General features: G+C 38.6%; 21 protein-coding genes. 17 read left to right on the top strand and 4 right to left on the bottom strand.

Annotated elements, in window-relative coordinates; all coding sequences use genetic code 11:
- Window positions 1–7: 7 nt before the first annotated feature.
- Both hslU and FC64_RS03720 read left to right on the top strand, forming a co-directional pair.
- A complete protein-coding gene (gene hslU, locus FC64_RS03725; protein ID WP_057906610.1) occupies window positions 8–1420 on the top strand; it encodes an ATP-dependent protease ATPase subunit HslU in 1413 nt (470 codons plus the stop codon).
- Window positions 1421–1439: 19 nt separating this feature from the next.
- Window positions 1440–2315 carry an aldose 1-epimerase family protein gene (locus FC64_RS03720; RefSeq protein ID WP_057906609.1) on the top strand — a complete coding sequence of 292 codons (876 nt, stop codon included), beginning with the start codon at window positions 1440–1442 and terminating at the stop codon, window positions 2313–2315.
- A gap of 57 nt (window positions 2316–2372) precedes the next feature.
- Here FC64_RS03720 and plsY read toward each other — a convergent pair whose 3' ends face one another.
- A complete protein-coding gene (gene plsY / locus FC64_RS03715; RefSeq protein WP_057906608.1) occupies window positions 2373–2999 on the bottom strand; it encodes a glycerol-3-phosphate 1-O-acyltransferase PlsY in 627 nt (208 codons plus the stop codon).
- Window positions 3000–3223: 224 nt separating this feature from the next.
- Here plsY and parE point away from each other — a divergent pair, with 224 nt between their 5' ends.
- From parE to FC64_RS07545, 4 genes are all read left to right on the top strand, one after another.
- Entirely contained in the window at window positions 3224–5278 is a 2055-nt protein-coding gene (gene parE / locus FC64_RS03710) for a DNA topoisomerase IV subunit B (protein ID WP_057906607.1), read from the top strand.
- A 48-nt stretch (window positions 5279–5326) separates the two neighbouring features.
- Window positions 5327–7732 (top strand): DNA topoisomerase IV subunit A, encoded by a 2406-nt coding sequence (gene parC, locus FC64_RS03705; RefSeq protein WP_057906717.1) that lies wholly within the window; start codon window positions 5327–5329, stop codon window positions 7730–7732.
- A gap of 258 nt (window positions 7733–7990) precedes the next feature.
- Entirely contained in the window at window positions 7991–8743 is a 753-nt protein-coding gene (locus FC64_RS03700) for a LytR/AlgR family response regulator transcription factor (protein ID WP_057906606.1), read from the top strand.
- Window positions 8744–8829: 86 nt separating this feature from the next.
- Window positions 8830–8907 (top strand): ribonuclease H1 domain-containing protein, encoded by a 78-nt coding sequence (locus FC64_RS07545; RefSeq protein WP_202987260.1) that lies wholly within the window; start codon window positions 8830–8832, stop codon window positions 8905–8907.
- Between the two features lie 529 nt (window positions 8908–9436).
- Here the strand turns inward: FC64_RS07545 and FC64_RS03695 are convergent.
- A complete protein-coding gene (locus FC64_RS03695; protein WP_057906605.1) occupies window positions 9437–9829 on the bottom strand; it encodes a hypothetical protein in 393 nt (130 codons plus the stop codon).
- 168 nt (window positions 9830–9997) lie between these two features.
- Here FC64_RS03695 and FC64_RS03690 point away from each other — a divergent pair, with 168 nt between their 5' ends.
- Window positions 9998–10462 (top strand): hypothetical protein, encoded by a 465-nt coding sequence (locus tag FC64_RS03690; protein WP_057906604.1) that lies wholly within the window; start codon window positions 9998–10000, stop codon window positions 10460–10462.
- A gap of 85 nt (window positions 10463–10547) precedes the next feature.
- Here FC64_RS03690 and FC64_RS03685 read toward each other — a convergent pair whose 3' ends face one another.
- Together FC64_RS03685 and FC64_RS03680 are read right to left on the bottom strand one after the other, a co-directional pair.
- Entirely contained in the window at window positions 10548–11417 is an 870-nt protein-coding gene (locus FC64_RS03685) for an MBL fold metallo-hydrolase (protein WP_057906603.1), read from the bottom strand.
- 4 nt (window positions 11418–11421) lie between these two features.
- On the bottom strand, window positions 11422–12198 hold the full coding sequence (locus FC64_RS03680; protein ID WP_057906602.1) for a sulfite exporter TauE/SafE family protein: 777 nt from the start codon (window positions 12196–12198) through the stop codon (window positions 11422–11424).
- A gap of 280 nt (window positions 12199–12478) precedes the next feature.
- On the opposite strand from FC64_RS03680, the gene FC64_RS03675 reads away from it, so the two are divergent.
- The 10 genes from FC64_RS03675 to FC64_RS03630 all read left to right on the top strand — a co-directional run.
- Complete coding sequence (locus FC64_RS03675) at window positions 12479–13921, top strand: basic amino acid/polyamine antiporter (protein ID WP_057906601.1); 1443 nt, start codon at window positions 12479–12481, stop codon at window positions 13919–13921.
- Window positions 13922–13936: 15 nt separating this feature from the next.
- Complete coding sequence (gene recO / locus FC64_RS03670) at window positions 13937–14722, top strand: DNA repair protein RecO (RefSeq protein ID WP_057906600.1); 786 nt, start codon at window positions 13937–13939, stop codon at window positions 14720–14722.
- 75 nt (window positions 14723–14797) lie between these two features.
- On the top strand, window positions 14798–16387 hold the full coding sequence (locus tag FC64_RS03665) for a bifunctional aspartate transaminase/aspartate 4-decarboxylase (RefSeq protein ID WP_057906599.1): 1590 nt from the start codon (window positions 14798–14800) through the stop codon (window positions 16385–16387).
- A gap of 26 nt (window positions 16388–16413) precedes the next feature.
- Window positions 16414–17937, top strand: coding sequence for a glutamate/gamma-aminobutyrate antiporter (gene gadC / locus FC64_RS03660; protein ID WP_057906598.1), 1524 nt, complete (start codon window positions 16414–16416; stop codon window positions 17935–17937).
- Window positions 17938–17949: 12 nt separating this feature from the next.
- Entirely contained in the window at window positions 17950–19356 is a 1407-nt protein-coding gene (gad, locus tag FC64_RS03655) for a glutamate decarboxylase (RefSeq protein WP_057906597.1), read from the top strand.
- Between the two features lie 76 nt (window positions 19357–19432).
- Entirely contained in the window at window positions 19433–20119 is a 687-nt protein-coding gene (locus FC64_RS03650) for a DUF554 domain-containing protein (RefSeq protein ID WP_057906596.1), read from the top strand.
- 295 nt (window positions 20120–20414) lie between these two features.
- Complete coding sequence (gene glyQ, locus FC64_RS03645) at window positions 20415–21332, top strand: glycine--tRNA ligase subunit alpha (RefSeq protein WP_057827435.1); 918 nt, start codon at window positions 20415–20417, stop codon at window positions 21330–21332.
- Between the two features lies 1 nt (window position 21333).
- On the top strand, window positions 21334–23418 hold the full coding sequence (gene glyS / locus FC64_RS03640; protein WP_057906595.1) for a glycine--tRNA ligase subunit beta: 2085 nt from the start codon (window positions 21334–21336) through the stop codon (window positions 23416–23418).
- A 160-nt stretch (window positions 23419–23578) separates the two neighbouring features.
- Window positions 23579–25459 (top strand): DNA primase, encoded by a 1881-nt coding sequence (gene dnaG / locus FC64_RS03635; protein ID WP_057906594.1) that lies wholly within the window; start codon window positions 23579–23581, stop codon window positions 25457–25459.
- 12 nt (window positions 25460–25471) lie between these two features.
- The coding region (locus tag FC64_RS03630; protein WP_057906593.1) for a sigma-70 family RNA polymerase sigma factor at window positions 25472–26250 on the top strand (779 nt) is incomplete at its 3' end.

Genomic DNA, 26250 nt, shown 5'->3' with positions numbered 1-26250 from the left:
AATTAGAATGGAAACAAGCGAAAAGACCCCAAGTCAAATTGTGAGTGAACTTGATAAGTATATTATCGGGCAAAAGCAAGCTAAAAAAGCCGTTGCGGTTGCGTTACGGAATCGTTACCGGCGGATGCAATTAAACGCCGAAATGCAAGAAGAAATCAAACCGAAGAACCTGTTGATGATTGGACCAACTGGGGTCGGGAAAACTGAAATTGCACGGCGGCTTGCTAAAATCGTTAATGCGCCGTTTGTTAAGGTAGAAGCAACAAAATTTACGGAAGTCGGTTATGTAGGTCGAGATGTTGAATCAATGGTGCGAGACCTTGTTGAAGTTTCATACAAGATGGAACAGGATGAAATGTACGCACGGGTTCGCAGTCAGGCAGTGCAAAAAGCTAACGAACGCTTAGCAAAGATTATTGTTCCAGCACGGCGAAAGGAAAAGCGGCAAAATCAACAGGCCGATTTCATGAAGATGATGCAGGATCTACAACAAGGTAAGTTACCAAACTTTGAAGATCCAACTAAGGAAGAACCGGTTGATGCTGAAACGCAAGGCAAACGGATGAATGTTAAGGATCAACTTCAACGCGGCCTCTTAGAAAATCAAGAAGTCACGATCGAAATGGATGATCCACGGCAACAGTTTAATAATGAATCAGGCATGCTTGGTCAAATGGGAATCGATTTGAATGATCTTGGTTCAATGATGCCGAAAAAACGGGTAAAGCGGACTTTACCTGTTAAGGAAGCCCGGGAAGTTTTTATTCGTGAGGAATCTGAAAAGTTAGTTGATTCAGCTGATATTGGGGCTGCGGCAATTAAACGGGCTGAAAATTCCGGCATTATTTTCATTGATGAGATTGATAAGATTGCATCAACGGGTAAACAAAATAGCGGTGAAGTTTCACGTGAAGGGGTTCAGCGGGACATTTTGCCAATTGTTGAAGGCTCACAAATTAAAACAAAATACGGAATTGTAAAAACCGATCATATTTTGTTTATTGGTTCCGGGGCATTTGCGGAAAGTAAACCAAGCGATTTGATTGCTGAACTTCAAGGACGGTTCCCAATTCGGGTTGAACTTGACGAATTGAAGAAGGAAGATTTCGTGAAGATTCTAACGGAACCGAAGAATGCTTTAATCAAGCAATATATTGCACTGATTGGAACGGATAACATTTCAGTAACCTTCACGATCGAAGCAATTGAAAAGATTGCTGAAATTGCATACCGCGTTAACCATGAAAATGAAAATATTGGAGCCCGGAGGTTGCATACGATTTTGGAAAAACTGCTTGAAGATTTGCTTTATGAAGGCCCAGATATGCAAATGGGTGAAATTACAATCACTGAATCATATGTTGAAGACAAGATTGGATCAATTGCAGCTGATAAAGATTTGTCACGCTACATTCTGTAATTAAGGCGGAGGCTAAAAAATGGCAATTATGATCGAAAACCAAAAGATGGCAGCAACCATCAATGAACATGGTGCGGAATTAGTTAGTTTAATTAATAAAACAAACGGAAAAGAATATATGTGGAGTGGCGACGTAAAGTATTGGGGACGACACGCTCCGGTTCTTTTCCCAACGGTTGGACGATTAAAGGATGACACTTATAAGGTTGACGGTAAGGAATATCATATGGGCCAGCATGGGTTTGCACGTGATATGGATTTTGATGTTTTAAAAGTTGAAGATGATCAGGTTATCTTAGAATTGCATTCATCCGTTCAAACGAAACAGCTATATCCGTATGATTTTATTTTAAGATTAACATTTAAATTAACGAATAATGGAATTCAAGTTGGCTATGAAGTTGAAAACCCGGCTGATGAAGAAATGTGGTTTGGAATCGGCGGTCATCCAGCTTTCAAAGTTCCAATGGATAGGAATCATTTTTATGATGACTATGTTGTTAAGCTCAAACCGCAAACGGTTCGGAACGTTATCCCGTTGAATGGCTCGTATGCTGATATTGATCATTTGAAAGAAGAACGGACATCTGAAATTGAAGTGAGTCGTGAACGTTTCAAAGATGATGCGGTTATTTTAGATCTTGGAGAAGAACCAACAACGATAACGCTAACCGATAACGATCAGCGGCATGGAGTTCAATTAAAGACTGAGGACGCGAAGTATGTTGGTGTATGGTCATGTTATCCGCAAGAAGGTCAATATGTTTGTCTTGAACCATGGTGGAGTATTGCTGATACGGTTGATTCAGACCAAGACTTTAAGCATAAATTTGCTAATAATCATTTGGGAGCTCATCAAACATTTAAAACTGAATATGAAGTTGATGTCTTTTAAAGACAACAAAAGCGGTTGTGCTAAATAACACAACCGCTTTTTATGTAATTATTTATTTTATTTTTCCTTTTCTTTGCGTTGACGCAACCAATATCCAAGGCCAAACGGAACCATGTTTTCCGTTCCATTTTTGATGCGTTCGATATTTTTCCAGTGACGAATGAAAACAAAAATTGTCAGGACAATTGCCACGCCGATCAAGACTGGATCGCCAAAGAAGAATGAAACGATGGTAATGATCGTAAAGCCAACCATGCTTGCCATGCTAACCATACTTGTAAGTAAAATTGTAATTAAGAAAATTGCCCATGCTAAAAGGAAGAATTTCCAATTATAAATTAACAGGGCTCCCGCACTGGTTGCAACGGCTTTTCCTCCTTTGAAACCGGCAAAGATTGGGAAAACGTGACCAATGATCGCTGAAAGAGCAATCAGCATTGGATTGGCATTTGAATGAAAGAAGTACGGTAGTAATGCCGCAAGGGTCCCCTTTAATGAATCCATTAATAGAACAACGATTCCGGCTTTTTTACCTAAAACTCGGAAAGTATTAGTTGTGCCCATGTTTCCGCTGCCGTAATCACGGACATCTTTACCATAAAAAATCTTACCGATCAGCACTCCCGAAGGAATCGAACCTAAAAGGTATCCAATTACGAGCATTACAGGAATTTTCCAGCTCATTCGGTAACCTCCTTTTAAGAATATCAATCTCGATTTTAACACTTTCCAACACGTCCAGCAATTATGTTGAAAACAATTATCTTAATAAAAAATGAAAAATTAGAATTTGAATCAGTATCCCGGAATGACAGCGAATGTGCTATAATTTTTAGCGTGTCAATTTAACAATTTATTAGAATTTGAAGATTAAAAAAACTGAAACCATTAAAGAAAGGTTGAAACGCATGGCAAATAATAACTATGGCGACGACTCGATTCAAGTTTTAAAGGGACTTGAAGCTGTTCGGAAACGTCCCGGAATGTACATTGGTTCAACTGATTCACGGGGGCTGCACCACTTAGTTTACGAAATCGTTGATAATGCGGTTGACGAAGCATTGTCAGGATACGGAAAAGAAATCGATGTGACGATCCATGCTGATGAATCGATTACCGTTTCAGATTATGGTCGGGGAATGCCGGTTGGAATGCATGAAATGGGGATCCCAACTGTCGAAGTTATTTTTACCGTTTTGCATGCCGGCGGAAAGTTTGGTCAAGGCGAATATAAGACATCCGGTGGGTTACATGGTGTTGGGGCTTCGGTTGTTAACGCGTTGTCAGAAAAGTTAACGGTCAATACGGTGCGTGATGGAGTCGAATACGAAGAAGACTTCGTTAATGGCGGTCAACCAGTTGGAACTTTGCGAAAGATCGGTAAAACTTCAAAGAAAAGCGGGACAACCGTTACTTTCAAACCGGATCCAACGATTTTTTCAACGACCCATTACAATTATGATACGCTTGCTGAACGATTGCGTGAATCAGCTTTCTTATTGAAGGGCGTTAAGATCACGTTAACGGACGAACGCGACGGCGGGGAACAGGATATTTTCCATTTCGAAGAAGGAATCAAAGAATTCGTTGCGTACTTAAATGAAGATAAGGATACGTTAGGCGATGTCATGTACTTTGAAGGATCAAAGGACGGCGTTGAAGTTGAAGTTGCGGCCCAATACAATGACGGCTATTCAGAAACGATCATGTCGTTTGTTAACAACGTGCGGACGAAGGATGGCGGAACTCATGAAGCCGGGATGAAATTGGCGTGGACAAAGGCATTTAATGAATATGCCCGCAAAGTGGGATTGTTAAAGGAACGTGCGCGGAACTTGGACGGCAGTGATGTTCGCGAAGGCCTCTCAGCAATCGTTTCGGTTCGGATTCCAGAAGAGTTATTGCAATTTGAAGGCCAGACGAAGGGAAAATTAGGAACTCCCGAAGCCCGGTCAATCGTCGATGGTGTTGTCAATGAACAATTGCAATACTACTTGATGGAAAATGGGGAATTTGCCCAAGATCTTGTTCGGAAAGCAATGAAAGCGCGGGATGCCCGTGAAGCGGCGCGGAAAGCGCGGGATGAAAGTCGGAACGGAAAGAAACGACGGAAAAAAGATCAATTGCTTTCAGGAAAACTGACGCCTGCTCAATCGAAAAATGCGAAGAAGAATGAATTATTTCTTGTCGAAGGGGATTCTGCCGGCGGTTCAGCTAAACAAGGTCGTGACCGTAAGTTCCAAGCAATTCTTCCGCTTCGAGGCAAGGTTTTGAATACTGAAAAGGCCAAGTTGCAAGATATTGTTAAAAATGAAGAAATCAATACAATGATTTATACGATTGGGGCAGGCGTTGGTGCTGATTTCAAACTTGAAGATGCCAATTACGATAAAATCATTATTATGACCGATGCGGATACCGATGGAGCGCACATTCAAACGCTATTGCTGACATTCTTCTATAAGTACATGCGACCGTTGATCAATGCTGGCCGGGTATACATTGCGTTGCCGCCATTGTATAAGTTGCAAAAGAAAATTAAGAAGAAGTTAAAGGTTCAATATGCATGGACAGAAGATGAATTACAACAGGTAACGAAAGAATTCGGTAAAGGCTATACGTTGCAACGGTTTAAGGGACTTGGTGAAATGAATGCTGATCAGTTATGGGAAACGACCATGAACCCTGAAACCCGGACTTTAGTACGGGTGAAGATCGACGATGAAGCAGTTGCCGAAAAGCGGGTAACTACGCTGATGGGTGATAAAGTTGAACCCCGACGGAAGTGGATTGAACGCAACGTTAAGTTTTCACTTGAAGAAGATGGCAGTCTGTTAGATACGGTTGCTGCTGAGGGAGCTCACGGAACTGGAAATGCAGATTCGGCTAAGGAAGCAGAATACTATTCAGAGTCACTTTTTGATGATGATTTTCTTAACAATCCAGGTGAAAAGGAGGATTAGCATTTGAGTAAACAAAGTAACATTCAGGAATTATCGCTTGAAGCGGTTATGGGTGAACGATTTGGCCGATATTCAAAATATATCATCCAAGAACGGGCACTGCCTGATATTCGGGATGGCTTGAAGCCGGTTCAGCGCCGAATCCTATATGCAATGAATGAAGATGGAAATACCTATGACAAAGCTTTCCGCAAGTCAGCAAAGTCGGTTGGAAATGTTATGGGAAATTTCCATCCGCATGGTGATTCTTCAATTTACGAAGCCTTAGTTCGGTTAAGTCAAGACTGGAAATTGCGAGAACCGTTAATTGAAATGAACGGAAATAACGGTTCAATGGACGGTGATCCGGCGGCTGCAATGCGTTATACCGAAGCACGATTATCTGAAATTGCATCTGAAATGTTGAAAGACATTGATAAAGATACCGTTGAAATGGTTTTGAACTTCGATGATACCGAATATGAACCAACTGTTTTGCCAGCGCGTTTTCCAAACTTATTGGTTAATGGGGCAACCGGTATTTCTGCCGGTTATGCAACTGAAATTCCAACTCACAATCTCACCGAAACGATTCAGGCAACGATCTATTTAATGGATCATCCCGATGCAACCCTTGAAGATCTGATGCAATTCGTTAAGGGCCCTGATTTTCCAACGGGGGGAATTTTGCAAGGAATTGATGGGATTAAAAAGGCTTATCGGACGGGCCGGGGACGAGTGGTTCTTCGTTCACGGACTTCGATCGAAAAAATTAAAGGTAGCAAGCAACAAATCGTTATCACTGAGATTCCATATGAAGTCAATAAGTCATTGTTAGTCAAGAAAATCGATGAAATTCGCCTTTTGAAGAAGGTTGAAGGAATCGCTGAAGTCCGGGATGAAAGTGACCGTGAAGGGTTGCGAATCGTGATCGAGTTAAAGCGGAATGCGCAAGCTCAAGGAATTTTAAATTATCTGTTTAAAAACACTGACTTGCAAATTTCGTATAACTTCAACATGGTGGCAATCAATAATAAGCGGCCGGAACATGTCGGCTTGAAGCAAATTTTAAGTGCCTACGTTGATCATCAACGGGAAGTCACTGGTCGCCGGACCAAGTTTGACCTTGATAAAGCTCAGGCACGGAAACACATCGTTGATGGATTGATCAAAGCCTTGTCGATTCTTGATGAAGTGATCCATACAATTCGGCATTCCGAAAATAAGAAGGATGCAAAGGATAATTTAGTTTCAAAGTATGATTTCACTGAAAAACAAGCGGAAGCGATCGTTTCGTTGCAATTGTATCGCTTAACCAACACTGACGTGACAGCGTTAGAAAAGGAAGCCGCTGAATTAACTCAAAAGATTACGCGGTTCCAACAAATCTTGAACGACCCGCAAGAACTTGATGGGGTTATTAAAACTGAATTACAAGAAGTGGCTAAAAAGTATGGTTCTGCGCGGTTGACCGAAATACAGGATGAAATTTCAGAATTGAAGATCGACACCAAGGTTACGGTTGCTGAAGAAGACGTAATGGTCTTGATTTCAAAGCAGGGCTATGTCAAGCGTTCGTCGATCCGGTCATACACAGCTTCAGGTGAACAAGATAATGGGTTGCGTGATGAAGATCAGCCTGTTTTCCAAGGGAAAGTTAATACTTTAAGTCACGTTTTAATGTTTACAAACAAAGGAAATATGATTTATCGACCGGTCCACGAAATTACGGAAATGCGCTGGAAAGATACGGGTGAACATCTTTCCCAAACGATTGGGTTGGATGCAGATGAGTTCGTTTTACACGTTGAAGTTTTGAAATTCCTGAAAGCCAATGGTAAGTTTGTAATTGCAACTAAGGAAGGCTTGATCAAACAGACTAAGTTATCTGACTTGCAACCAGGGCGAACATATCGTTCACGAGCCAGCATGTATATCAAATTAAAGACCCCAACGGATGAAGTTTTGACCGTTGAATTTGTTAACGATGACCAGCCACGGCAGGTTCTTGCAATTACTCACGGTGGTTATGGTTTGCGTTATGACTTGAGCGAAGTTTCTATTTTAGGAGCTAAGGCTGCTGGGGTTAAGAACATGGATCTACGAGATGATTATTTGAGCGCAGTTAAGTTAGTAAATAATGATGCAGTAATCGGCATCATTACTCATCGCGGAGCATTTAAGCAAATGAAGGTCAGCGAAATTCCACAAACGACCCGAGCACGGCGTGGAGTTCAAGTTTTGCGCGAATTAAAACGCAATCCGCACCGCGTTGCAGCGGTTGTTACGATCAAACCGGGTCAAGAAATTTATGTAATCACTGATCATAACGAAATCGTTTCAATTGATCCTGCCGATCATTCGCTAAGTGATCGCTATTCAAACGGCTCATTTGTTTTAGATACTGAAACGCAAGGGAATGTAATGCATGCTGAATGTATTTTAAAAGATGAAACTGGAGAAGGCAAAGGATAACAGAAAAATTTTGATATCAGTCTAATTAAAAGGAGATTGTGACATGAACGTCATAACCTCTTTTTGATTTACACACAACTGGTTTTCAAAATAAATGAGCTACAACTTCATATGCTGCTATTATTACGCTTGCTTTTTACAGTTTGTCATCCCTTTTTAGTTCAAGAATTTTAAAAGTCTTAATCTTTTCTTATAAATTATTTTGTACAATAGCCTTTGTCATTTGAATTAGAAATGAAGAGGAGCGTATTTGAAAGCATGGAGTATCCAATTATTCTTTGTGAAGATAATTCCGAACAGTTAGCAAATTTAACTTCGGTTATCAATGATTTTAATATGTTTCATCCAAATCAATATCAGTTAGCATTTAAGTCATCTGATCCGCATGCGGTTGAAGACTATATTAAGGATAATTCAATTGAAAAGGGCGTTTATTTTTTTGATATTGACCTTGGATCAGACATAAATGGAATTGATTTGGCCCAATGGGTTCGGAATCACGATATTAGCGGAAAGATTATTTTTGTAACAACGCATACGGAAATGGCACCGCTGACTCTTCAACGCCAGGTTGAACCGCTTGGATTTATCACAAAAGATATGGGATATGAGCAAATGCGCATCGAAATCGTTAATACGCTGAATTTAGCATATGAACGGATCGAGAAAAAAGCTCTTGAAAATGACAAAATGTACTCATTTTCAATCGGTAATCAAGTATTAAACTTTGAAGAAAAGAAAATTATTTATATTACTTCATCAGATAAAGCCCATCGGGTAATTTTAGTTACTCAAGATGGGCAATATGAATTTTTCGATAACATTGCTAATTTAGAGAAGAAAACAGGCTTGTTGAAAGTTTCGCGTTCACTATTGGTTAATCCTAAAAATATCGAACGCGTTGATTATAAAATGCGTGTGATCTACTTTAAAAATGGTGATGAGGAAGTCTTTTCGTTAAGCAAGACAAAGGCGCTGAAGCAAGCTTTATTAAATGAAAATGAAGAGTAAAAGCTGATATTAATCAGCTTTTTTTGTATGTTATTATCAAACGTATGTTTTGTTTATAATAAAATAAGAATGCGAGGTAAGAAAGAATAAAGTATTATGCAGTTCGGCGAGGACGAATTCTTAGAATTTATTCGAATTATCTTGATGCGTGGAAGCCAACTTAAGGTTTTAAAACGTTACGTGACGTAGGTAAGGTGCCAAATCGATCTCAAAAGAATATAAACGGGATTAATGATCAAGAAACGATTTTTCTTTCAACAAAACGGATTGTCGATTTTTTGATTGCTCATCTCGGTTAAGGTTGTCCAGGCCCTATTACAATAATTATGCCGATTAACTTACTCGTGAAGTGATTTATAATGAAAAAGCAGATAATCATTTGTGTTGTTAACCAATGAACGATGACAGGGTTTCTATGTGATTTTTCAAGTAAATATCCATGTTTGTTTACTGCTTTGCAAACTGAAACCTTTCATTTTTACTGGGCAAAAGAGTTGAACACTCAAGCAATCGTGATGATTGATGATTTTCTAAACGCGTATGGAACGTATTCGATGTTGATGTGTAACCAAGCGCACGATTAAAACGGATAGTGGGGAAGATTCATTCCCGAAATTTATTTATTAGAAATTAAATGGTCAGAAATATAAAAAACGAGATTGCAACAAATGTCACAATCTCGTTAATTTTCAATTACTTATCAAATTCTTTAATAATTGACTTGATATCGCCAATAACTTTCTTTTGTTCGACATAACTTTTGATTTTTGAATCATCGTCGCTGACATTTGAAAGCGTCCCAATTAAATCATCAACTTTGCGTTCAATTTTATTAACGGTGCTGTTTTCGTCGTTAATCCAATTTTGAGCTTCTTTTTCGGATTGTTTTTCAGCATGTTCTTCAACGCGGTCGATTTTCTTTCCGTCACGAATAATGTTGTGCAGATCATGCAGTGCTTTTTCTTGGTCAGCAAAGTGGATAAGTTTATTCTCAGCACTTCCCATTTTAGATAAGTTGATATCAAGTTTTTCAATTTGATCATTGATTTTCGTCAGTAACTTTGCTTCTGCTTTTGCGTAATCCATAAGTGATAACCCCTTACAATTAGTTTATTTGTAAAATTCTCTTTACAAGTTTATTGTAATAGTAATTGAATCTAAAGTATAAGAAAACGGCTTCAGTTATTTGCGGACACTTATTTCTTAACTAAAAGGCAAATTAATTTAGTTAATATTTAATTATGGAGGTAAAAAATGATGGAAATTGATTTCAAAAATGTTACTCCTTCGGGTTTGGAAAGCTCACCATATGCTACAGAACTTGCTGGATTGCGGGCTAATGAAGCCCGGTATTACTGGAATCATTTTAAAACGAAATTTATTACTTTTCCGGCATCTGAACGCCCAGATGTAGTTCAAATGATGGATCAAATCGTTGCTGAACGAGATTTAAAATTTAAATCCAAACCACTTGAAGTGGCCGATTTTACGATTGAACGGGTTCGTCACTTATATGTGTTTTACCAAAATGGGTTATCAATCAATGTAATGTATGATTTAGTTGATCCGCAAAAGCGGGCAGTTGGCTTTAAACTAAGCGATCACATGGAGATTCTAGAAGAATTTGAAGGCAAGTTTAAATTTGCTAAGATGCACTCCAAATTGGCTGGGACGATTCGCGGCAGCTATTTTAAAATTAAACAAGAATATCCGCTATAAATAAAGAGACTGTGATATAAGCCACAGTCTCTTTGCTATATCTGCATAATTGAGTCATAAAATAAATGTGCTAAGTGTCGTGTTTTTATTTAAGGACCGTTAAAATGTCAGATAAATAAAAATAATCGTTTAAATGCGGAAAGTAACTGTAAATTTCACGCATTGCTAAGTCATAATCAGAAGATGAAAAAGATTGAACAATTCGCTGATGAATCAACTGACTAAGTTTTTGATATTTTTTATTAATCTTAATTAAACTTGAAAAATTCATTGGGTCGCCATGGCCCGGATACCATGTTTGGACTTTAAATGTCGTTAAAATCTTCTTGATACTCTGTTTGTATTCTTGGTTTAAAAGGCATAACTTTTGATTAACCGGATTAATGTCTAAAAGAATGTTAAAGTAAATGCCTTTTAAAATCAGATCACCGCCAAAAAAGCAATTATCTTTTTGGAAAACAATATCGGCCGGTGAATGACCACATAAACGGTGAATCCGAATGGAAGAAACAGGTAGTCGATTTAAATCTTCAAAATTAATGGTTTCCAAGAAAGGTAAAAATCGTTGTTGAAGTTGAGACTTTACCTGGTCAATGGCATGCGCTGGAATACCAAGAATTTGTAGCTGACGGATTTGCTCATCAATCGCATTCAAATATGCGGATGTTCCGTAGTATCGAATTTCTGGACTAGCATAGACCGTAATTTCTTTAGGAAAGTATTTTAACAATCCTACATGATCTGGATGGTGATGAGTTACAACCACAGATATCTGTTTGAGATCGATCCCAATGTTTTCCAAGTTTTGCTTTAATTTTAAATAACATGGGTAATTATTAGGGCCTGCATCAATTAACAGTTTTTCATTTTTCAAAAAATAAACATTAACTTGTGGGGCACATGGATTTGTTTGAGCCATTTTTATTAAATAGAGATCAGATGTAATTTGTTTCATTGGATTAACCTACCATTTGTAAAAGCATGATAATTCCAATAATGATGAAGAAAAGATCGAGGAAAACAGCCAACTTTTGGTCATTAATCTTGTTGGCATATTTTGATCCGAGCATCCCACCGATGACAGCTCCGATTGCCAGTAAGACTCCGTAAAGAAAATTAATGTGCCCATGAGTAAAATATCCAACGTCAGATGAGAAAGCTGTGATGGCCATAATTAAGGTCGATGTTCCAACCGCGGTATGCATTGGGTATCCAAGAATGATAACTAAGGCAAGGAGAATCATTACACCACCGCCAGCACCGAAAATCCCGCTGATAATTCCAATGCCGATACCAATTAGGATTGCGGTTAGAATTTCAGTCCATTGATGTTTGAAATTGATTTTTTTCTTTGGTTTTTGTTTTCCTTTTTTAGTTTTGCGCAGTTGACTGATGCCGGAGAAGATTAGTAACACACCGAAAAGTCCGGAAAGGGTAACTCCTTTTGTTTGATTGGCAATATTTGCTCCAATTTGAGCTCCGATAATTGATGCAACCGCAATCCAAAGTCCAGATTTTAGTTCAACGTGGCCTTTTCGGTAGTAATTGTACGATACAACGATTGAGGTCACAATATCAACGAAAAGACTGGTTCCAATGGCCGTGTGAACATCAACGTGGAAAAGCATTGAAAGGGTCGGCACAATTAGCGTAACTGCGCTAGCACCAACAAGACTGGTGATTCCGCCAGTAATCAAACCAATAATAATTAAGATTCCGTATAACAGATAAGTCATTTAATTCACTCCAATAATTGTTGTTTTCTATCGAATAAGTCTAGCATAACTGCGAGATGAAGGTTAATAATTCGGCTGGTTTCGAAATTAATAGGTGTAATCTTGATTAATAATTGGTATAATTTGAAATAAAGTATTGAAAGGACCGTGGATGACATGAAAATTTTTCTTCAACAAATTCAAACAAAACAACTTATTTTCGCCCATCGACATCCACGGATGCGTAAAATTGAAAAATAATGAATCAGAAAGAAAAATTTGAAAGAATGGACGAAGTTAAATGAAAAACAACAAAACAAAGAAACTCGGATTATTAAGCCTGGCAAGTGTCGTTTTGAGTGCGATGCTTGGGGGCGGAATTTTTGATTTACCGAAAAATATGGCATCGGTTGCGGGGGCAAAAGCCCAAATTATTGCCTGGATCGTTGTCGGAATTGGAATGTGGTTTGTAACCTCAATGTTTTTGAAGTTGACTGAATTGAAACCAGATTTGACGACTGGATTGTATAAATACGGTGAAGCTGGTTTTGGAAAATTTACAGGTTTTTTTGTTTCATGGGGTTACTGGATCTGTGAATGTTTCTCAAACGTTGCATATGCGGTTTTAATTATGAGTACGCTGAATTATTTCTTCCCGGAAAAGTTTAGCGGCGGAAATAATTGGCCGTCAGTGATTGGCGCAACGATTATTTTATGGGGAATGACGTTTATTATTGCATACGGGATTGAACAAGCCGGTTGGGTAACGGTTGTTGGAACGGTTGTCCGGATGGCAGTAATTGCATTGATTATCGTTGCATTGGCAATCCATTTTAAATGGGTCACATTTACAACTAACTTCAGTGCATCGCAATTAATTCCTGCGTTGCATGATCAATCGCTGGGAAGCATCCCGCACCAAGTTTTGAGAACTATGACCGTTACGCTTTGGGCGTTCGGTGGAATTGAAGGGGCAGTCGTTTTATCAGACCGGGCCAAATCACAGCTTGAAGTTAAGCGGGCAACGGCGATCGGCTACTTTATGTGCCTTGTATTGTATATTATTGTTTCGTTGTTGCCGTTAGGACTTTTATCCTATGGTGAAATTGCCCGGATGGTATCACCATCAACAGCTCAATTATTGACATTGGCAATGCACTGTTCAGCAGGCCGGCTGATTATTGCAGCCGGGTTGATCGTTTCAGTTTTGTCATGCTGGTTATCATGGACGATGATGTTAGCCGAAATGCCATTTGCTGCTGCAAAGGATGGAGCATTTCCGAAGATTTTCGCAAAGGAAAATAAGAAGCATGTTCCGGTCTTCTCGCTTTTTGTAGCGACAGTTGTGATGCAACTGATCATTTTATTGTCCCATTTTGCTAGTAACGCTTTCCAAATGGCGTATACGATCGTAGCAACGATGACGGTTCCACCATATTTTATTAGTGCATTATATTTGATTAAGCTTTCAATTAAGCAAGCAAATTATCCAGGTCAAAAGGGCCGAATCAGTGCATTAGTAACTGGAATTTTGGCTGCTTTGTTTACTTTGATCATGGGAATTTCAGCGGGAATCAATTACGTGACAATTGCGTTTATTGCATATGTAATTGGAATTCCGTTGTTTATCAAGGCACGAAAAGAACAGGCTCCTGGAGAACCGATTTTCACCCGGTTTGAGAAATGGTTTGCCGTTGCAATTGTGGTCGTTGCTATTGGTGGAGTTATTTTACTTTTGAAATAGTAAGCAGGTGAATCAGTGGGAAGTTATTCAGATGAAGAGTTTACAGGAATCGTTGTCAGTCGGCAAGATTATCGTGAACGCGACATGTTAGTGACGATTTTAACTGACCGCTTTGGCTTTAAGACGTTTTTTGTTCGCGGAGCGCGGAAACGCGGTTTTCGAATGCAAGCGGCAATTTTACCGTTTACTCACGGAACTTATATTGGAAAAATCAATGATGATGGATTGTCATTCATTACGACGACGAAGGAAGTTGCGCAGTACCAGGAAATTTCGCAAAATATTGAGCTTAACGCCTACGCTTCATATATTCTTGGATTAGCTCGCCAAGCATTTGGCAATCAGCCAAACTTGGCGAGCTTATGGTTTACTCAAATTGCCACTGCGTTACAATTAATTGATGAAGACTATGATCCGGCAATTATTACCAATATTATTGAAGTTAAGTTGCTTGGATGTTTTGGGGTTCAGCCGAACTGGCAGGCATGTGCAGTTTGCGGCAGAGATGTTCTTCCGTTTGATTATTCTGAAATATATGGTGGATTGCTTTGTCAGAAGCATTGGCCTTTGGATGAGCACCGACTGCATTTGGATAAGCGAACGATTTATTTTTTGCGACAATTTAGTGTTGTTGACTTGACAAAATTAAATTCAATTAATTTAAAGAAAGTGACAAAAAGAAATTTGCGACGTGCACTAGATGAAATTTATAATAGCCAAGTCGGGGTTTATGTCAAAGCAAAAAAGTTTATTGATCAAATGGAATCATGGGATAAAATTCTTAAAGATAAAAGTGATTGAAAATTATTTATTTTATTTTGAATACTGGTATAATCGTCATATGTATTTAAAAAGGCAGAAGGGATAGATATTAATATGGATGCTGGCCAAGAAAAAGCTTTAGAAAAACTCGGGGCTTTTGAAATCAGTAGTCTAATGCTCAAATTAGCAAAGAAAAATAATCATAAATTTTTGAATGCAGGAAAGGGAAATCCGAATTGGATCAATACTAAAGCGCGATTAGCATTTGCGCGCCTAACGGAATTTGGAGTTGGTGAATCTCAACGGACAATTGATCGCCGTGATTTAGCTGGATTTATTGAAAAGAAAGGAATTACTGAGCGGTTAAAAGATTTTCTTGATCCGCAATTGCATAAAAATGATCAATTTATTTTAGATATTTTAGACTATGTTTCACAAAAGCTAAACTTGGATTTGGATGACTTTGTCGCCGAATTAACAAACGGGATTATGGGAAATACTTACCCAACGCCAAATCGAATTTTGAAAAATACTGAAATTATTTTAAATAAGTACCTTGAATCAACATTGTATAATGGCGTTCAACTTGCAGACTCAACTAAATTATTAGCAACAGAAGGTGGGACGGCCGCGATTGTATATCTTTTCCACTCATTGGCTGAAAATCATTTGATCAAACCGGGTGATAAAATTGCAATTAATACACCGATTTTTACGCCATACTTGCAAATTCCAAAGTTAAACGATTACGAATTAGTTGAAGTTAAACTTCAAGCTGATCCGGATAACGATTGGAAAGTTAATCCAGATGAATTGGATAAATTAAAGGATCCTTCAATTAAGGCATTATTTATCGTTAATCCAACTAATCCGGCTTCACGAGCATTTGGCGATGACATTTTAGACAAGATTCGTGAGGTTATAAAGGAAAATCCTAACTTAATGATTATTACTGATGATGTCTATGGAACATTCGTTGACGGTTTTCAAACAGTTTATAGTGTTGCTCCTCAAAATACGTTATTAATTTATTCGTTTTCAAAGCTTTACGGTGCAACTGGTTGGCGGTTAGGATTACTTGCGATGAATGAAAATAACATTTTTGATCGTTTGATTCATGAATTGCCACCGGCAGAACAAAAGGAAGTCAATAATCGTTATCGAATTGTTGAAACTAATCCTAGTGAACTTCCATTTATTGAACGAATTGCTGCTGATAGTCGTTCAATTGGGCTTTATCATACTTCTGGGTTATCAACCCCGCAACAAATGATGGAAGTACTTTTTGCATTGACTCACTTAGTATATGCAAATGGCTCAACCGATTCTTATATTGATGAATGTCGCTATGTTGTTAACCGGCGGTACACTGACTTAGTGAAAGGACTAGGAATTGAAGCCGATAATTCGCGAACCAATGCAAAGTATTACACATTAATTGATATTTATAAACTTGCTGAAGAGAAATATGGTAAACAGTTTCGAAAGTATTTTGTGAAGTCGTTTGCTCAAATAGATTTTTTAATGAAGCTTTCTGAAAATAATGGAGTAGTTTTAATGGATGGGGTAGGTTTTGGAACTCAGCCAGGAATCATTCGGGTCTCAGAGGCCAATCTACCAAGAAAATCTTATCGAATCATTGCTGAAAAAATCAATGAAGTGCTAGAAGAATATTACAATAAATATCTAAAGATAAAGAAATAATTAAGTACTAGGGGAAGTATTTTAATATGAGAAAAAGTCGAAAATTATCGCTGTTTGATTTTCTTTCGTTAACAGCATTGATGGTACTAACGGTTTACGAGTACCCGACCTTTGCAACGGCTAAATTACATTTATTATTTTTTGTAATCATTTTCGGAATTTTTTGGTTCTTGCCAATTTCACTGGCTGCAGCAGAAATGGCAAGTGTGAAAGGTTGGGAAGATGGTGGCGTCTATGGCTGGGTTAGTAACGCGCTAGGCCAGCGATGGGGGTTTGCCGCCATCTTTTTTGAATGGTTTCAAGTGACCGTTAGCTTTGTTACAATGAGTTATTTTGTTCTTGGGGCTTTAGCGTATATGTTAAACTGGTCAGCACTTAACAGCAATCTATTAATTAAATTTATTGGCGTTTTGATAATTTTTTGGGGATTAACGATTACGCAACTTAAAGGAACCAAAAGAACAGCCAAAATTGCACAAATTGGATTTGTTGCAGGAATTTTAATTCCGTCAGTTATTTTCTTAGGATTAGCAGTTTTGTACCTTCTAAAAGGCGGTCAAAATCAAATTACAATTAGTTGGCATGCTTTGATTCCTAATTTTACTCAATTATCAACATTAGTGGTTGCCTCTTCGTTTATCTTAGCCTTTGGCGGGATTGAGGCTTCAGCACCACACGTTAATGAATTAAAGAATCCACAACGGAATTATCCGCTAGTTATTATTATGCTTGTATTTTTAACAATTTTCCTTGACGGGACAGGCGGATTAAGTGTTGCAATGGTTGTACCGCAAAAAGACCTGTCGTTAAGCGCGGGAGTAATTCAGGCTTTTAATTCTTTGATACAGCATTTTACAAACCAAATGACATGGTTGGTAAAGCTTATGGCATTTTTGATTGCCTTTGGTGTGGCAGCTGAAATTGCATCATGGATCATCGGTCCATCTAAAGGAATGTATGTGGCCGCGCAAAAAGGAATGTTGCCGGCTACTTTTCGAAAGTTAAATTCGGATGGAGTTCCTGTTCCGGTTTTGATTGTCCAAGGAATAATTGTGACTTGTTGGGATGCAATTTTAACATTTGGTGGTGGAGCGGACAATGTTTCATTTTTAGCGGCCGTTTCGTTGACTGTTGTAATTTATTTATTATGTTATATTTTAATTTTTATTAGTTATTTTATATTGATTTATCATTATTCAAATAAAAAACGCACATATAATGCACCAGGCGGTAAAATTGGAAAAACGATCCTTGCTTTTTCGGGGCTGGCATTGTCGATTTTCGCACTGATCGTTTCGTTTGTTACACCGGCATCATTGACACCACTTCAGGGACGGAAATATCAAGTTGTGCTGATCATAAGTTTTGTGACTGCAGTCATTATTCCATTTGTAATTTATGCGTTGCGTCATCGTTTTGGCGAGCCCAATCATCAATTCAAGTTGCGCCATGTTCGTAGTGACGATGTTAGCCGATTTATTCATCCAATCGGACGAGGTGAATTTTTAACAGAACATGATGTAAAATTAAAGCGTAATCTAAAAAAGTAGGAGGAATATTTTATGTTATTTGGAAAGAAAAATCAGGAAGAATCAAAGTATTTAGATCCAATTTTTGGAAATCCAAATGAGGATGCAGATTTACCCAAATATAAACTTGCTTCTAAATCAATGCAAGCGGATGTTGCATACCGAATGGTTAAAGATGAACTAGAAGATGAGGGGAATGCGCGCCAAAATTTAGCAACTTTTTGTCAGACTTACATGGAGCCAGAAGCAACGAAGTTAATGGCTGAAACACTTGAAAAGAATGCAATCGATAAATCGGAATACCCGCGAACCACAGAAATCGAAAATCGGTGTGTTAATATTTTAGCTGACTTATGGCATGCTCCAAAAGATGGCAATTATCTTGGAACGTCAACGGTTGGTTCATCTGAAGCATGTATGCTTGGTGGTTTAGCAATGAAGTTTGCTTGGCGTCAACGGGCAGAGAAATTAGGACTTGATTTAAATGCACATAAGCCTAATTTAGTAATTTCCTCAAGCTATCAGGTTTGCTGGGAAAAGTTTTGTACATATTGGGATATAGAGTTACGGGAAGTTCCGCTTGATGAAGATAACCTTTCGTTAAATATGGATAAAGTTATGGATTATGTTGATGAATATACGATTGGAATTGTTGGAATTATGGGAATTACCTATACAGGTCGGTACGACAATATCAAGAAATTAAATGACTTGGTCGAAGAATATAATAAACATACGGATTACAAAGTGTATATTCATGTTGACGCTGCTTCCGGTGGCTTTTACACACCATTTGTTGAGCCGGAGATTGAGTGGGACTTTAAATTGAAAAATGTGGTCTCAATTAATTCATCTGGTCATAAGTATGGTTTAGTATATCCAGGAATCGGATGGGTTTTATGGCGTGATGAAAAATTTGTTCCTAAAGATTTAATTTTTAATGTAAGTTATCTTGGTGGTGAAATGCCAACGATGGCAATTAATTTTTCACGCAGTGCATCACAAATTATTGGACAGTATTATAATTTTGTACGTTATGGATTTGAAGGTTATCGTGAAATTCATATGCGGACACATGAAGTTGCAAAATATATTATAAAAGAAATTAAGAAGACTGGTCGGTTTAAGGTCGTCAATGATGCTCAGCATCTTCCAATTTTATGCTATGCATTAAAAGATGATCAGGCACAACAATGGAATTTATATGATTTGTCAGATCGTTTACGGATGCGCGGCTGGCAAGTTCCAACTTATCCAATGCCTGATAATTTAAATAATTTAATTGTTCAACGCATTGTTTGCCGCGCAGATTTGGGAATGAACGTTGCCATTGAATTTATTGAAGATTTCAAAGCATGTTTGAAAGAACTGGATAATGCACATGTTTTGACACATCATGATGATGTACAAAAGAAAAAAACATATGGTTTTACTCACTAATTGGAAATTAACTTGACATTTATCTGTAGTTAATTTGATAATTGTTAAGAAATAAAAAATGATTTAGGTGAAATAAATGTTTTATGTTTTTCTGGATTTAGTTGGAATTACGGTCGGCGGATTATTAAGTAAACCGCTACAACGTTTTTTATCGGATAAACAAATCAATTCGATGATGGAGATTGCAACCTTATGTGTTGGAATAATTGGAATTCAAGGTGCAATTGTAACTAAAAAACCATTATTGATGCTAGTCAGCCTGGTAATTGGCTCAGTAATTGGAGTTTGGCTTGATATTGATGGTAAGTTCAATCATTTTGGGAATTGGATGAAAACGAAGTTTAAAACTTCCGATCCGCATTTCGCGGAAGGCTTTATTACCGTTTTTATGATCGAATGTGTTGGTTCGATGTCAATCGTTGGACCGTTAAATGTTGCCCTTGCTGGGAAAACAAGTTTGATGCTTTTTAAAGTTATTCTAGACCTGATTACTTCACTTGTTTACGGTGCAATTTTTGGTTATAGCGTTCTTCTTTCGGGACCGTTTGTTTTCCTTTATGAAGCAATCATTTACGGCTGTGCAGCATTTATTCAACCGTTATTAAATGCAAGTACAATTAACGAAATCAGTGCGGTTGGTTCGCTTTTGATTGTTGCGTTGGCATGTGATATTTTAGAGATTAAACATTTTAAAGTCGCAAATTTCTTACCTGCGCTTTTAGGACCAATTATTTATGAAGCAGTTTTAATGTTCTGTAAGTAAGATTTGACAAGCTATCGGAATTAGACTATGATAGCCACAGAATATAAGAGAAGCATTGATGAGAAAGGGTCGTTTAAGTTCAAAAGACAGCGAGTCTGGCAGGTGAAAGCAGACATGCGAACTTTAATGATTGGCATTTTCGGAGTTTCTTACGAATTAAGCTGCTAGGATCTCCTAGAAATAGGGTGGAACCGCGATTTGAAGAAGTCGTCCCTATGTAACCGGATTGGCGTTACATAGGGACTTTTTGTGCGCTGATTCGTTTCTTCAAAATTTTGAATGGAGGAGCATTGAAATGGCAAAGAAGTTATCAATGCAAGATATTATTTTAACTTTGCAACAATTTTGGGCAAAGCAGGGTTGCATGATCATGCAATCGTATGACACTGAAAAAGGTGCTGGAACGATGAGTCCATATACATTCTTACGGGCAATCGGACCAGAACCATGGAACGTTGCGTATGTTGAACCATCACGCCGGCCAGCTGATGGACGGTATGGTGAAAACCCCAACCGGTTATATCAACACCACCAATTCCAAGTTTTGATGAAACCAAATCCAGATAATATTCAAGACTTATACTTGGATAGTTTGCGGGCATTAGGAATCGAACCTAAAGAACACGATATTCGATTTGTTGAAGATAACTGGGAAAATCCCTCAATGGGATGCGCCGGTGTTGGTTGGGAAGTTTGGCTTGACGGGATGGAAGTTACCCAATTTACATACTTCCAACAAGTCGGCGGTCTTGAAGTTAAACCAGTTGCTTCAGAAGTTACATACGGACTTGAACGGTTATCATCATACATTCAAGACGTTAATTCAGTCTTTGATTTGGAATGGGCTGATGGCGTAAAGTATGGTGACATTTTCAAGGAACCTGAATATGAACACTCAAAATATGCCTTTGAGGAAAGCAACCAAGAAATGCTTTTAGATGCTTTTGATACGTATGAAAAGGAAGCTAAGCGGTTGATCAAGGAAGGGCTTGTTCACCCCGCATATGATTACATTTTGAAATGCAGTCACACATTTAACTTATTGGATGCTCGCGGAGCCGTTTCAGTAACGGAACGGGCCGGTTACCTTGCGCGGATCCGGAATATGGCAAAAGCGATTGCAAAGGTCTTCGTTGAAGAACGGAAGAAGTTAGGCTTCCCATTGATCAAGGATGAAGAATTACGTCAAAAATTATTGAAGGAGGATAAATAACATGTCACATACATTTTTAATGGAAATTGGCTTGGAAGAAATTCCAGCGCATGTTGTCACTCCAAGCGCAGCCCAATTAGTTGAAAAAACAGAAAAATTCTTGAAAGAGCAACGGATGGATTTTGATGAAGTCCAAACATATTCAACCCCGCGGCGGTTGACGATCGAGGTTACTGGATTGGCTGACAAACAACCAGACATTCAAGAAGAGGCTAAGGGTCCTGCTAAAAAGATTGCCTATGATAAGGATGGTAACTGGTCAAAGGCTGCCCAAGGATTTGCTCGTGGCCAAGGCGTTTCAGTTGATGATATCTTCTTCAAAGAACTTAAAGGTACAGAATATGTTTATGTTAAGAAGTTTATTGAAGGAAAGGCTGCTGCCGACGTAATGCAGGGCATGCGAGACGTTGCAATGGATTTGAAATTTCCAACAATGATGCGGTGGGGAACCAACGATTTCCAATATGTTCGCCCAATTCGGTGGATTGTTGCGATGTTAGACGATCAAGTTATTCCATTCAAGATTTTGAACATCGAAAGCGGTAACGTTTCTCAAGGTCACCGATTCCTTGGAAAACCAGTTGAACTGAAGAATGCTGATGATTATGTTGAAGCATTGCGGTCAGAAAAAGTAATTGTTGATGCAACTGAACGAAAATCGATGATTCGCAAGCAGATCAATGATCTTGCTCAAAAGAATAATTGGAAGATCGTGATTGACGAAGATTTGCTTGAAGAAGTTAATAACTTAGTCGAATATCCTACAGTTTTTGCCGGATCATTTGATGAAAAATACTTAAGTGTTCCAGACCAAGTTTTGATCACTTCAATGAAGGATCACCAACGGTTCTTCTATGTAACTGATCAAAATGGCAAATTATTGCCAAACTTTGTTTCAGTTCGGAATGGAAACACGGAATACTTAGAAAACGTCGTTCAAGGGAACGAAAAGGTGTTAACCGCTCGGCTTGAAGATGCGAAGTTCTTCTATGAAGAAGATCAAAAACAATCAATTGCGGATTACGTTGAACGCTTGAAGAAGGTTATGTTCCACGATAAAATCGGTACAATTTACGAAAAGATGGCGCGGGTGCGTTTGCTTGCAAGTCAAATTGGAAAGTTTGTTGGCTTAAATGACCAAGAATTAGCTGATTTAGATCGGGCAGCACAAATTTACAAGTTTGACTTGGTAACCGGCATGGTTGGTGAATTTGCTGAATTGCAAGGGGTCATGGGTGAAATCTATGCCCGCTTGCAAGGCGAAAATGACAATGTCGCAGCTGCAATCCGTGAGGAATACATGCCAACCAGTGCGGAAGGCGAACTACCAGCTACAAAGGTTGGAGCAGTATTATCAATTGCAGATAAGATCGATAGTATCCAAGCATTCTTCGCTGCTGGAATGATTCCAAGTGGTTCAAATGATCCATATGCATTGCGGCGTCAAGCTTTAGGAATCGTTCGCATTGCCCTTGCTCGCAACTGGAAGTTATCTGTTCCAATGATGTTGAAGTTTATTGAAAATGCAATGAACGATCGCCCAGATTTATATAAGAACATCATGCCAGGCGATGAACAAAAAGATATGCAACAATTTATCATCGATCGGCTTGCTCAAATCATGAATGGCGATAAGCAACTCCGTCATGATGTGCTTGATACGGTGGTTGCTAACCCTGAAAATGCATTTGTTGACATTGAAGAAGCCGCTAAGATCCTTGGTAAGCACCTTGAAGACGATGACTTTAAGGAAACGATCGAAGCCTTGACCCGGGTCGGCCGGATGGCCAAGAAGGCTCCGAACTTTGAAGATGATGCTATTTTGAAAACTGAATTATTTGAAAATGAATCTGAAAAGAAACTTGCAGAAGCTGTTAAGAAAGTAGCAACGGCCTTTGAACAAGCTGACTTGGAAGAAAAGTTCAGTCAATTAGCTTCATTGAAAGATCCAATCACCGATTACTTCGATTCAACCATGATCATGGCAAAGGATGAAGATGTAAAGCAAAACCGGCTCTTGCAATTAAAGCAAATTGCTGATTTGACGAAAGACTTTGGTGAATTGGATAATTTGAACGTCAAATAGTGAATTGATCATTAAATTTGAAATTCCGATGGCGATGGCCATTGGAATTTTTTTGTACAGAAATGCTTTAAATTTGCAACTTGTAACAATTCGCGGTATCATTTTATTTGACTATAAACAGCGGGTGTTTTTTACCCTTTTTTAGAGAGGAGAGGTCAAAATGCGGATTCCACCAGAGCTGATCGATCAGGTGCGGTCAGAGGTCAATATCTTGGATATTGTTAGTCAGAAAGTGCAGTTGCATAAGTCCGGCAAAAACTGGTTCGGCTTTTGTCCTTTCCATCCGGAAACAACACCATCGTTTTCGGTTAATGAACAAAAACAAATTTTTAATTGTTTTTCATGTCATCGAGGTGGCAATGTTTTTAAATTTGTGATGGAAACAGAAGGTTTAACCTTCCCGGAAGCTTTTCAAAAAGTTGCGGAAATGAGTGGAATCACCCTTGATCCAAAGTACACGCAACTTGGCACGTTAAATGCAACGGAGTCATCTGAAAATGGAAAAATTATTAGCTTATATGCCCAAGCAACCCAGTTATATCACCATATTTTGGTAAATACAGAGTTGGGGCAGGAGGCGTTGGATTACTTGCATCAGCGGGGATTGCAAGATGACATGATCAATGAGTTTAATCTAGGATTTGCACCGACGACGGATATTTTGAAAAATTTTGTAAAGGAAAAACAAATTAACTATCAGGTTTTACGTAAATCTGGATTATTTGTTGAGCGATCGGCCAACGCTGACACTCCGGTTGATAATTTAAACGACCGTTTTAAAGACCGAGTAATGTTCCCGATTAACGATGCCAATGGGCATCCAATTGCTTTTTCAGGAAGAGCAATGCACACTGAAGATAAGACGGTTCCTAAATATTTGAACTCGCCTGAAACGCCGATTTTTAATAAACGACGGGTTCTCTTTAATTTGGATAAGGCGAAGGCAACGATTCGCCAAACAAAATCGGTAATTCTTTTTGAAGGATTTATGGATGTTTTAGCGGCATATCGCGCTGGAGTTAAGAATGGCGTTGCGTCAATGGGAACGAGTTTAACGGATGAACAAATTGGAATTCTAGCGCATCAGGCGCGAAAGCTTTCAATTTGCTATGACGGCGATGATCCCGGGCAAAACGCGACGAAACGCGCATTAGAAATCATTCGTCCAAGTGACCGGTTTGATCTGGAAGTCGTTAGTTTACCGGATAAACTTGATCCGGATGAAGTCGTTAAAAAGTACGGTGAAGAAAAGTTTCGTGAAATTGTGAAAAATCAGCATGAAACACCATTAAGTTTTTTCATGCACTTTTATGCACGCAATCGGAATCTTGAAAATGAAAACGACCAGTTAGCATATATTTCTGATATTTTGAAGGAACTGGTAACGGTCAAGGATCCAATCGAACGTGACTTGTACTTGAACCGGTTGGCATCAAAGTTTGGCGTTGAATACCGCAACCTTGAAAGTCAATTACAATCGCTGATGGCTGAACAACAGACACGTGAAAAGACTAATCAACAAACACCGGAATCGGAATTTGCCAATTATCAAAAGACAATCACAACAGTTACCGAGTCTTTTGAAAAACCGAAGTATTCGCGCGTTGAACGAGCTGAACGGTTATTGCTCTATCGGATGCTGCATGAACGCGATGTGTGGTTTAAGGTCCGCGAACTTGAAGATTTTAATTTCATTCATCAAAGTTACCAAACCCTTTATTTGTTAGCTGAAGAGTATTTTAATCATGATGAAGAATTTGATGATGCAAAATTTTTGGAAATGGTAAGCGATGATCAATTACATTCACTGGCAACTGAGCTTTTGATGGAAGAGTATCAGGGAATGGCAACTGATCAAGAAATTGAAGATTGTATTTCGTTAATTATGAATGAGTACCCGCTTGAGGAGAAAATTAACCGTCTTGATGAAAAAATCAAGAAAGCCAAACGGATGAATGATAGCGATAATCTAATGTCATTAATTATGGAAAAAACGAATCTTTTGCGGCAGAAAGATTTAATGAAATCAGGAGACCAATAGGAGGAATTGAGAATGCCTGCAAAAAAGAAAGCTCAAGCTGAAGAACCAGCATTTGATGAAAAGACATTTAAAAAAGAAGTTAATGCTTTAATTAAAGAATATAAGAAAAAAGGCCAAATTCAATATGATGAATTAAGCAAACGGATTGCTGAACCGATGCACCTTGATGCTGATCAAATGGATAAGTTGATCGAACGGGTCGAAGATGCTGGAGTTTCGGTCGTTGATGAAGATGGTGAACCAAGCAAGGCCAGTTTGAAAGCAGCTAATCATACTGCTGAAGAAGCGAAAAAGGACGTTTCAGCTCCATCTGGCGTTAAGATCAATGATCCGGTTCGGATGTATTTAAAGGAAATTGGTCGGGTAGACTTGTTAACCGCTGACGAAGAAATCGATTTGGCTTTAAAGATTGAACAGGGTGATGAAGAAGCGAAAAAGAAATTGGCAGAAGCCAACTTACGGTTGGTTGTTTCAATTGCTAAACGATATGTAGGCCGTGGAATGTCATTTCTTGATTTAATTCAAGAAGGAAACATGGGATTGATGAAGGCGGTTGAAAAATTCGATTACCGCAAAGGATTCAAGTTCTCAACCTATGCAACCTGGTGGATCCGGCAAGCTATTACGCGGGCAATTGCGGATCAAGCACGGACGATTCGGATTCCGGTTCACATGGTTGAAACAATCAATAAACTGATCCGGATTCAACGGCAAATGCTCCAAGATCTTGGTCGTGAACCAATTCCGGAAGAAATCGGGGCTGAAATGGATATGCCAACGCAAAAAGTGCG

It is taken from the genome of Ligilactobacillus araffinosus DSM 20653, from assembly GCF_001435375.1.
In the GTDB taxonomy this organism is placed as follows: domain Bacteria; phylum Bacillota; class Bacilli; order Lactobacillales; family Lactobacillaceae; genus Ligilactobacillus; species Ligilactobacillus araffinosus.
Note: the sequence above shows the minus strand (reverse complement) of the source record. Positions and strands in the feature narration are given on the sequence as shown.

Bases quoted from the DNA above. Each gene is read 5' to 3' on its own strand.
- hslU (WP_057906610.1), top strand. From the start codon at position 8: ATGGAAACAAGCGAAAAGACCCCAAGTCAAATTGTGAGTGAACTTGAT.
- gadC (WP_057906598.1), top strand. From the start codon at position 16,414: ATGAGAAAAAGTCGAAAATTATCGCTGTTTGATTTTCTTTCGTTAACA.
- plsY (WP_057906608.1), bottom strand. From the start codon at position 2,999: ATGAGCTGGAAAATTCCTGTAATGCTCGTAATTGGATACCTTTTAGGT.
- FC64_RS03695 (WP_057906605.1), bottom strand. From the start codon at position 9,829: ATGGATTACGCAAAAGCAGAAGCAAAGTTACTGACGAAAATCAATGAT.
- glyS (WP_057906595.1), top strand. From the start codon at position 21,334: ATGTCACATACATTTTTAATGGAAATTGGCTTGGAAGAAATTCCAGCG.
- FC64_RS03720 (WP_057906609.1), top strand. From the start codon at position 1,440: ATGGCAATTATGATCGAAAACCAAAAGATGGCAGCAACCATCAATGAA.
- FC64_RS03685 (WP_057906603.1), bottom strand. From the start codon at position 11,417: ATGAAACAAATTACATCTGATCTCTATTTAATAAAAATGGCTCAAACA.
- FC64_RS03690 (WP_057906604.1), top strand. From the start codon at position 9,998: ATGATGGAAATTGATTTCAAAAATGTTACTCCTTCGGGTTTGGAAAGC.
- FC64_RS03680 (WP_057906602.1), bottom strand. From the start codon at position 12,198: ATGACTTATCTGTTATACGGAATCTTAATTATTATTGGTTTGATTACT.
- FC64_RS03650 (WP_057906596.1), top strand. From the start codon at position 19,433: ATGTTTTATGTTTTTCTGGATTTAGTTGGAATTACGGTCGGCGGATTA.
- glyQ (WP_057827435.1), top strand. From the start codon at position 20,415: ATGGCAAAGAAGTTATCAATGCAAGATATTATTTTAACTTTGCAACAA.
- parE (WP_057906607.1), top strand. From the start codon at position 3,224: ATGGCAAATAATAACTATGGCGACGACTCGATTCAAGTTTTAAAGGGA.
- FC64_RS03700 (WP_057906606.1), top strand. From the start codon at position 7,991: ATGGAGTATCCAATTATTCTTTGTGAAGATAATTCCGAACAGTTAGCA.
- parC (WP_057906717.1), top strand. From the start codon at position 5,327: ATGGGTGAACGATTTGGCCGATATTCAAAATATATCATCCAAGAACGG.
- gad (WP_057906597.1), top strand. From the start codon at position 17,950: ATGTTATTTGGAAAGAAAAATCAGGAAGAATCAAAGTATTTAGATCCA.
- FC64_RS03665 (WP_057906599.1), top strand. From the start codon at position 14,798: ATGGATGCTGGCCAAGAAAAAGCTTTAGAAAAACTCGGGGCTTTTGAA.
- dnaG (WP_057906594.1), top strand. From the start codon at position 23,579: ATGCGGATTCCACCAGAGCTGATCGATCAGGTGCGGTCAGAGGTCAAT.
- FC64_RS03675 (WP_057906601.1), top strand. From the start codon at position 12,479: ATGAAAAACAACAAAACAAAGAAACTCGGATTATTAAGCCTGGCAAGT.